This is a genomic window from uncultured Streptococcus sp., assembly GCF_963545685.1.
Taxonomy (GTDB): domain Bacteria; phylum Bacillota; class Bacilli; order Lactobacillales; family Streptococcaceae; genus Streptococcus.
Window position 1 is genome coordinate 1 of the sequence record NZ_CAUUKN010000095.1, and the last position, 3066, is coordinate 3066.

A 3066-nucleotide genomic window follows, 5' to 3' on the forward strand; every position below is an offset into this window, starting at 1 on the left:
GAAAATCAGCCAGAACAAATTCCTCTGCTAGCGAACTAGCGACTCCTGAAGGTGTCGCAAAGAAGACTAGATCCGCCTTTTCCATAATCTCTTGCGCATCAAAAGCTTCAATTTTTAAATCACAAACACCTGTCAGGTAGGGGTACACATCAGACAATCGTCGGCCCACTTCCTTGGTTGCGTGAATAGAAACAAGTTCTGCTTTTTTATGATTATTCAAAATTTTAACCAACTCTAAACCACTATAACCAGTGATACCAACAATTGAAACTTTCATTTATACACTCCTTTTTGAATAAATATGTAATTAGTTTATTGCGTTTTTATTCATTTGTCAAGAGAAAAATGTAAAAATATGAAAAAACAAGCAGTCTTCTTCAACTACTTGTTTCATAAATGCTATTTAATTATCAAATAAATGCAGATCGGCAATACGATTGACCGCCTCGACAAGACGTTCAGGGTCCACTAGCAGTCCAATACGAACATAAGCATCACCCGCTGGTCCAAACCCTTTGCCTGGCGCCACAGCAACATGGGCCTTCTCAAGCAAAAGCTCTGCAAAACTTTCACTGGTATAGCCCTCAGGTACAGGCATCCAAGCATAGAAAGAACCTTTAGATGGAAAGGCCTGCCAGCCAATCTTAGCAGCTGCCTGAACAAAAGCATCTCGACGGCTATCATAAGTCGCATTCAGTTGAGCAACAGCCTCCTCAGATTTAGTATCTAAGAGGGCTGCAATCCCAGCCTCCTGCAAAGCGGGAAAAATCCCCACAAAAAGATGGTCTTGAATCAGATTCAAGGCTTCAATCATCTGAGCATTGCCAGCCGCAAAGGCCAAACGCCAACCAGCCATATTAAAGGTTTTCGAGAAAGTATAAAACTCAATTCCCACATCTTTAGCACCAGGAGTTGACAAGAAACTAGGATTCTCATAACCTTGATAACCCAAAGCTCCGTAGGCCAAATCACTAACCACCCCAACCTCGTAGGTCTTAGCCCAGGCAACCAATTTTTCATAAAAAGTCTTTGTCGCTACAGCCCCCGTAGGATTATTAGGGTAATTAATATAGATAAACTTAGCACGGCGAGCTGTCTCCTCAGGAATAGCATCCAAATCTGGCAAAAAATCATTTTCAGCCGTCAAAGGAAAGGTGTCGTAGCTTACACGGCCCAGACTAACTCCCGACAAGTAATCAGGATAACCTGGATCAGGCAAGAGCAGGAGGTCACCAGGATTCATCAAAGTTAGGGGCAATTCCACAAGGCCAATCTTAGCCCCACCCATGACACAAATCTCACGCTCCGCATCCAAATCAACCCCATAATGGTTCTTATAAAAACTAGCAGCTGCTTCCTTAAAAGGACGATTGCCACGAAATTGTGAATACTTGTGACTGGCAGGATTTTTCGCTGAAACGCGCAAGGCCTCAACAATATGGTCATAGGTCGGTTGGTCGGGATTCCCCTGACCGAGATTGATAACATCTGCTCCCTCCGCCACCTTGACATTCACCTTAGCAACCAAACCTGCAAAAAACTGTTCTGGCAATGCCTTCAATAAATCAGATTTTTCAAATAACATAAAAGCTCCTTAATGATACAAGTCCGTGCGACGGTCCTCAAAAACGGGAATTTGACCTCGAACTCGGTCCACCTCTTCAAGATTAATATCAGCCGTAAAAATGCCCTCCTCATTTTCCTTGGATTGCAAGACCACATTTCCTAGTGGATCTATAATCATAGAATGACCTGAAAAGACATCATCTGGTCCTGTCCCAACACGATTAACGGCAACTACAAAAGCTTGATTTTCAACCGCACGCGCCTTTAACAAAATCTCCCATTGCTGTACTCGAGGTTCTGGCCACTGTGCCACCACAAAAAGCACCTTGGCCCCTTGTGCCATCTGTGTTCGCACCCACTCAGGAAAACGAATATCGTAACAAATGACACTAGCCGCTATCACACCATCAAGTTCAAAAATAGACTCATCTGTTCCAGCAGACATGTACTGATCCTCAGCCATCAATCCAAAAAGATGAACCTTGCTATAGGTATTGATTAGATTCCCAGACTTATTGTAGACATAGGTCGTGTTGTATAATTTACCGTCTCTCTCAATAGCAACGGACCCTCCAACAATAGCCACAGCATGTTCTCTGGCAAAATGAGACAAGAGTTCTTGAGATTCCAAACCTTCCTTATCTGCAAGTCCATCCAGTTCATCTAAAGCATAGCCGGTATTCCACATTTCTGGAAGCACAATGACATCGGGATTAGCAACAAGTGCCCTTTCCAACATCTCTTTCATGTGCTTTTTATTTTCCACAGGCTGTCCGTGGGCAACATCCATCTGTACCAATGCAATTTTCATAGTAACCTCGATTCTATGTTAACCATTATAGCACTCCAAAAGACATCACAAAAATTGAAAAATTCAATCCCCTGATAAAGAGTGGCTATCAAAAAAGGCTGGACTCATTGTCCAACCTGATTCTTTATCTCATTAAGCAATATCGACGTAACGACGAGCACCACTCACTGTCATGTATGAGAGCCATGTGTGACCATCGGATGTCAAAACCTTGTCGTAGTTAACGCTCATACCCTTATCATAGTAGGCCAATTCTGGGCTTGAAACCTTAGCTTCTGCCTTGATTGACGCACGACCTGTGAAGGTATAAGTACCTGTTGCTGGAAGACTTGGTTTCGCAGTTGGTTGACTTACTTCTGCCTTAGCTGCTGCAATGTCAACGTAACGACGGGCACCGCTTGTTGTTACATATGAAAGCCATTGACGACCATCGGATGTCAAAACCTTGTCGTAGTTAACACTCATACCCTTATCATAGTAGGCCAATTCTGGGCTTGAAACCTTAGCTTCTGCCTTGATTGACGCACGACCTGTGAAGGTATAGGTTCCTGTCGCTGGAAGACTTGGTTGCTCTGCAGGTTTTGCGACCGGTTTAACTTCTGGTTTAGTTTCTGTAGCTTTGACTGTTGCAATATCAACGTAACGACGGGCACCGCTTGCTGTTACGTATGAAAGCCATTGATGACCAT

Annotated in this window: 3 protein-coding genes and 1 pseudogene; all 4 read right to left on the reverse strand. The window is 43.5% G+C overall.

What is annotated here, in order from left to right; all coding sequences use genetic code 11:
- A pseudogene (locus tag RWZ99_RS09180) lies at positions 1–277 on the reverse strand (N-acetyl-gamma-glutamyl-phosphate reductase); the annotation flags it as partial.
- A 126-nt stretch (positions 278–403) separates the two neighbouring features.
- Positions 404–1585, reverse strand: a complete 1182-nt coding sequence (locus RWZ99_RS09185; RefSeq protein ID WP_314678294.1) for a pyridoxal phosphate-dependent aminotransferase — start codon at positions 1583–1585, stop codon at positions 404–406.
- A 9-nt stretch (positions 1586–1594) separates the two neighbouring features.
- On the reverse strand, positions 1595–2377 hold the full coding sequence (locus RWZ99_RS09190; RefSeq protein ID WP_314678295.1) for a carbon-nitrogen family hydrolase: 783 nt from the start codon (positions 2375–2377) through the stop codon (positions 1595–1597).
- A 132-nt stretch (positions 2378–2509) separates the two neighbouring features.
- On the reverse strand, positions 2510–3066 hold a 557-nt coding region (locus RWZ99_RS09195), incomplete at its 5' end, for an SH3 domain-containing protein (protein WP_314678297.1).